Below are 4,872 nucleotides of genomic sequence, written 5' to 3'. Positions count from 1 at the left end.
TGATCTGGAACGTCCGGCAGGCAAGCGCAGCGCTCACGCCACGCGGCCGGACTGCACTGGTGGCCATCTCTCTACGCTGAGACGGCCTCAAGGCGTTCAGCCTTGTGCTCGAACCAATGGCGCACTGGCGGCCTCAATTCCGAGCGCATCCTTCAAGAGCTCGTTCTGCATCGCCATCTCCGCATACATCTTCTTCAGACGGCGGTTTTCTTCGACCATGGCCTTCATTTCCGCCATGAAGGAAGCGTCCATGCCGCCGTACTTGGATCACCAGCTGTAGTAAGTCGCGTTGCTGATCCCGTGTTCCCGGCAAAGGTCGCCAACCGGAACACCGCTCTCACCCTGCTTCAAAATCGTCAGGATCTGGCTCTCAGTAAATCTTGATTTCTTCATCTCGTTCTCCAAGCGCACCAAAGGACGGAGAAGTCCAATTTTCAACCCAGTGGTTTTTGGGGACGATTACCGTCCCACGCACAATTCGCTGGCAACTGAACCAAATAGTACATGGGGAGACGGATAAACCGATATTCCTGAAAGTGAAGAAATCTGGACGGCTGCCCACACAGGTACTTGTGTCTAAATTTGTGAGGAGAATGGAATGTCCAACGAGATTCTAGGTGTTATAAACTATTTCGTCCAAGCGCAGAACGACGAATCGGCGTCAGGGTCGCAGATCCAAGCCCGTGGCAATCACCGCGAAGAAATAAAAAATTTGCGCGATACCGCTCTGAACGGCGACTGCAACGCCCGGGACTTGCTGATTCAATTGCTTGACCATGAGAACCCTGCCGTGAGGCGGGCGGCGAGGCGCCCCGTGCTGGATCTCTACCGAAGCTCACCAAATGATGTGGGCAAGCGTCTGGTGGATTTGTTCAAGCTGGCAAAGAACAACGATTACATGTCATTGGACACGAAAAAGGTCTTCGCCTATCTCGTTGCCAAACATGAGGCGCGCAATCACAACACCGGGCAGCCATATCGCCAAGCTTTTCAGTTGGTTGAAGCCAACCTGGCAACGGTTCCGGACGGAAAGGCTTTGTGGTCGATAAAAGCTGCTAGCGCACTCCTTGCAGACTACTCAGGGAATCCGCGGATCCTTGAAATTGTTGCAGGTGTCCAACCCGGTTACTACGATGATCTCGATCCGGCGCTGCAAAGCAATTTCATACAAGAAAATTGCGCGAAATACTTTGAGATGATGCGCTCGAGCAATCTTGAGGATAAAAACAAGTTACGTGGAATTTTGCGAACGATACTGACCGCTAAAGATCTTTTAAAGAATAGTCGATACGTTTCCACAGTTGAGCTTGCGAGTTTTGCTGCTTTGAAAGCGCCGAGAAACGGCGCAGTCGTTGATGTAATATATAATGGCGAATGTCTATCCGAAACGGATATGGAATCAAGATTGGTCGATTTCGATCGATTGATCGACGCTAAGAATGCCAAAATCTCGATCGGTACCGTCCTCATTCGTGATCACTTTGTTCACGTTGTGCGGCGCGGCAACGAAGTCTGTGTCTTGAACACGCTTAAAAGCCACAGCGAGGCAAGCAAGGCAAAGTTTGCGGAATTTGAGCAGAATTGGACAGGAACGGAAGGGAACATTTTTTCAGCAGTGGACGTGAACCTGCAAAACCCCGAATTCAAAGGTTCTGAGGGCTTGCCGAATGCTCAAGGGATCGGCCTGCCCAATGCCTGCGGCATATTCGGGATAGCGCTGCAGGACTGGCTGATGGAGCAACCCGACTTGAACACGGGTTCATTGGAAGATCTCGTGAAAGCGTTCACCAACCACGTCCGGAACATGACGCAGGACGAGCGCCAGGGGATGAACGACGTGATCCGATTCAAACTTCTGCAAGCGGCGACAAGCCATAACATGGATTGATCACGGGGCCGCTTGAAACGGCCTGCCGAACCCCTTTGGCCGGCCGTTGCTCCGATCGCCCGGAGGCCTCAAACACTCACTCATCCGCCTCGCAGGATTTATGCATTGCGCAATTCCAGCACTATGTAAATTCTGCCTGGTAAGATTTGGACTGCTCAGCCGAGCTGCTTGACCCTGGCGGTGAACAGATAGCCACTGTGGCGCACTGTAGTTATCAGTTTGCCGTCGGGATGGGCCTCCGCCAGCTTTTTCCGCAACCGGCCGATCAGGATATCGACCCTCCGGTCCTGCAGCGGGTTGGCCGCATCCCGGTTCGTCCAGTCTAGGATCTGTTCTCTTGAAAGAACACGGCGGGGCCGAAGCACAAAACAGGAGATCAGGTCGAATTCCGCGCTGGTCAGCACAACAGCTCTACCGTCATCGGTGTAGAGCTGCCTGGCATCCAGATCCGCGACGAAACCGTCGAACGCGAACCGCCTAGAATAGGTCGGCTGCCTATCTAGACAGGAGCGCCTTAACAACGCCCGGACGCGCGCAACGAATTCGCGCGGGGCAAAGGGCTTGACGATATAGTCGTCAGCCCCGATCTCCAGCCCGACAACACGGTCGAACTCATCCCCTTTTGCAGACAGAAACAGGATCGGCAGTGTGTCGTCCGCCCGCAGACGCCGACAGATGGACAACCCGTCTTCTCCCGGCAGCATCATGTCCAGGACAACCGCATCGGGTTTCACGCGCTGAAGGACATCGTCCATATCCCGACCGCTCATAGCCTGCTCGACGTAGAAGCCCTGATTGCGCAGGACATCCGCGACAAGCCTCAAGATCTCTGGGTCGTCGTCGACGATCAGGATCGTGTATTTCTCATTGTCCATGTCAAATCGCGTTCATTCTGGTTTCCCGCACCTCAGGACCCGCGTCTGCTTATGCGCCTCAAGCCGTCGCGATCACGCCATGACTTAGACTTCTCCGGCGCGCCAAGGCAGTGATGCACGGCACTGGGACCGCATCGAGGCCGTCCTCACAAGGCGGTTGGGCCTGAAGTATCAATTGGCGTTTACGTATCTTGCGGCGCACAATCCCGAAGAGACTGGCCGGCGACCCAGACAGACCCGACAGCATTTCACAAAATCGGCCGGTCCGATCGGGCTGCCGTTCGGAAGATGCCTGCTTTTTCGGATCACCAGCACTTGGCGTAGCTATGGCTCGCGACCCCGCACGCGCGTCATTCCGACGGACGAAGAACAGAAGGGCTCACGCACAGAACGGATCTCCTCAGTCCCCGCTGAAACAATGCCGACTTCAGGCCTTGGATCTTTTTATGCGCTTCCGGCCGAGACCCATCGACTTCGCAATCCTCGAACGACTAGCAGTGTAATTCGGCGCGACCATGGGGTAGTCGGAAGGCAGGCCCCACTTGGCCCTGTACTCTTCCGGCGTCAGGTTGTAACGCGCACGCAAGTGTCGCTTGAGCGACTTGAATTTTCTGCCATCCTCAAGGCAGATCAGGAAATCTTCCGTTATGGATTTCCTGATCTGCACCGCGGGAACCAACTCCTCTACTTCCGGCTCCGGCGGCGTTCGGCACGCGGACGACAGGGTCGCATGAACGCTCTCGATCAGCACGGGCAACTCGTTGGCAGCGATGTAGTTGTTGTTGACATAGGCGGAAACAATATCGGTGGTCAGGCCCACTAGGGTCGTGGCGGAAATGCTGGATCTCTCTGCGGCTTCTGTCATGACTTTCTTCTCTCTTGCTCTGAAACCGAAACACCGTTGTCCAAAGCTTCGCTCTTAGGCCAAATGATCAAACCAGAGCGTCTCGATAACGACTGCCCGAACGCCGAAAGAATCCCAGTTCCGAACATTTCGACCATAGTCGACACACAACCCTGCTACTTACTTCGCTGTTCCATTTCAACATCCACTACAATAAAATATAACAATATTCATCACGAAATTACCGAAATAATTAAATACAACGAAAATAACTCAAACCGAATACTAGGTGTACTATTTATTACAATCAGGCCAGGTGACCGGCGTTATAATGTTTTCGCTAAGGGTCCGTAGCTCAATTGGTTAGAGCCGTCCGCTCATAACGGATTGGTTGGGGGTTCGAGTCCCTCCGGGCCCACCATTTTTCGGATTTGTTCAGCCCGCAGACATTGCACCCGATCGCAACGTAAGAAAGAATTGTTTTCCTTGGGGCTCGCCATAGCCCATGTCACAAACGCGCGGTACCGCAAATGAAGGTTTTTGCGATTAGTTTCAGTATATGTCTTGCTGCGGCGTTCGCCCTCTCACTTTTCGTCCGCTTCAGTCCGGTGACGGTTGCCGATGTCCCGGCATTCCCGGACACGAATCCTCAAGGCAACTGCGAGCTTGCCGGAGGCTATTACGCCGTCCAACCGATCGGCGCCGTCGACGTGGGTGCGCTGCTGCACCGAATCTCGCTCACGGAACGCACGCGGCAACTGTCCGGCTCCGCGGAGGAGCTTCCGGCTGTTTTTGTGCATCGCACCGCGGTCTTCGGTTTACCGGACCTTACCCAGGTTTGGGTCGAAAATGGTAACCTGCATATTTTTTCCCATCTGGTCTATGGCCGAAGTGACCTGGGCACGAACAGAGAGCGCATACAGCGCTGGTTGAGCGACACGAAGCGGCGCTAACGCCCGGCCGTCTTCGAGGTTTGCCTGGTGCCAGCCAGCCGGGAGCCACCCGTCGCAACAGAACGTCCCCTTCCCTGTCGATATCGGTTCAAACGGCACAGCAATGCGCAGGAATGCGTGAGTTACAAACCCCTGGGTTCTGTCGCAAAATTTAGTGGTAGTCGGATATGTGGCTTTGTCTTGACGCAGTTATTCTGCGAGCTCCATGAACTGTCGGTAAGCAGGTACACCCGGCCGGTTCAGTTGCCACTTTCGGATCATGTGCGCTGTTTCAATACCGTCCAGCGTTGCCCGTTGCTGAATGAAAGGCCT

4 protein-coding genes, 1 tRNA gene and 1 pseudogene are annotated in these 4,872 nt (G+C 54.4%); 3 read left to right on the top strand and 3 right to left on the bottom strand.

Annotated features, from left to right (window positions below; translation table 11 throughout):
* Positions 1-393: pseudogene (locus ABJZ52_RS00110) on the bottom strand (transposase); the annotation flags it as partial.
* Between the two features lie 205 nt (positions 394-598).
* On the opposite strand from ABJZ52_RS00110, the gene ABJZ52_RS00105 reads away from it, so the two are divergent.
* Entirely contained in the window at positions 599-1,888 is a 1,290-nt protein-coding gene (locus tag ABJZ52_RS00105) for a hypothetical protein (protein WP_348189953.1), read from the top strand.
* A gap of 155 nt (positions 1,889-2,043) precedes the next feature.
* On the opposite strand, the gene ABJZ52_RS00100 is transcribed toward ABJZ52_RS00105, so the two are convergent.
* Positions 2,044-2,763 (bottom strand): response regulator transcription factor, encoded by a 720-nt coding sequence (locus ABJZ52_RS00100; protein ID WP_348189951.1) that lies wholly within the window; start codon positions 2,761-2,763, stop codon positions 2,044-2,046.
* Between the two features lie 427 nt (positions 2,764-3,190).
* Positions 3,191-3,628, bottom strand: a complete 438-nt coding sequence (locus ABJZ52_RS00095) for a MucR family transcriptional regulator (protein ID WP_348189949.1) — start codon at positions 3,626-3,628, stop codon at positions 3,191-3,193.
* A gap of 323 nt (positions 3,629-3,951) precedes the next feature.
* Between ABJZ52_RS00095 and ABJZ52_RS00090 the strand changes: the two genes are divergently transcribed.
* Both ABJZ52_RS00090 and ABJZ52_RS00085 read left to right on the top strand, forming a co-directional pair.
* A tRNA-Ile gene (locus ABJZ52_RS00090) sits at positions 3,952-4,028 on the top strand.
* 109 nt (positions 4,029-4,137) lie between these two features.
* Complete coding sequence (locus tag ABJZ52_RS00085) at positions 4,138-4,560, top strand: DUF1499 domain-containing protein (RefSeq protein WP_348189947.1); 423 nt, start codon at positions 4,138-4,140, stop codon at positions 4,558-4,560.
* The last annotated feature ends 312 nt before the right edge of the window (positions 4,561-4,872 follow it).

Origin of the sequence: Roseibium sp. (genome assembly GCF_039982295.1) — a bacterium.
GTDB lineage: Bacteria > Pseudomonadota > Alphaproteobacteria > Rhizobiales > Stappiaceae > Roseibium.
This window is presented reverse-complemented; position numbering and strand designations above follow the sequence as displayed.

Excerpts from the sequence above, each read along its gene's own strand:
- ABJZ52_RS00105 (WP_348189953.1), top strand. The coding sequence starts at position 599 with ATGTCCAACGAGATTCTAGGTGTTATAAACTATTTCGTCCAAGCGCAG.
- ABJZ52_RS00100 (WP_348189951.1), bottom strand. The coding sequence starts at position 2,763 with ATGGACAATGAGAAATACACGATCCTGATCGTCGACGACGACCCAGAG.
- ABJZ52_RS00095 (WP_348189949.1), bottom strand. The coding sequence starts at position 3,628 with ATGACAGAAGCCGCAGAGAGATCCAGCATTTCCGCCACGACCCTAGTG.
- ABJZ52_RS00085 (WP_348189947.1), top strand. The coding sequence starts at position 4,138 with ATGAAGGTTTTTGCGATTAGTTTCAGTATATGTCTTGCTGCGGCGTTC.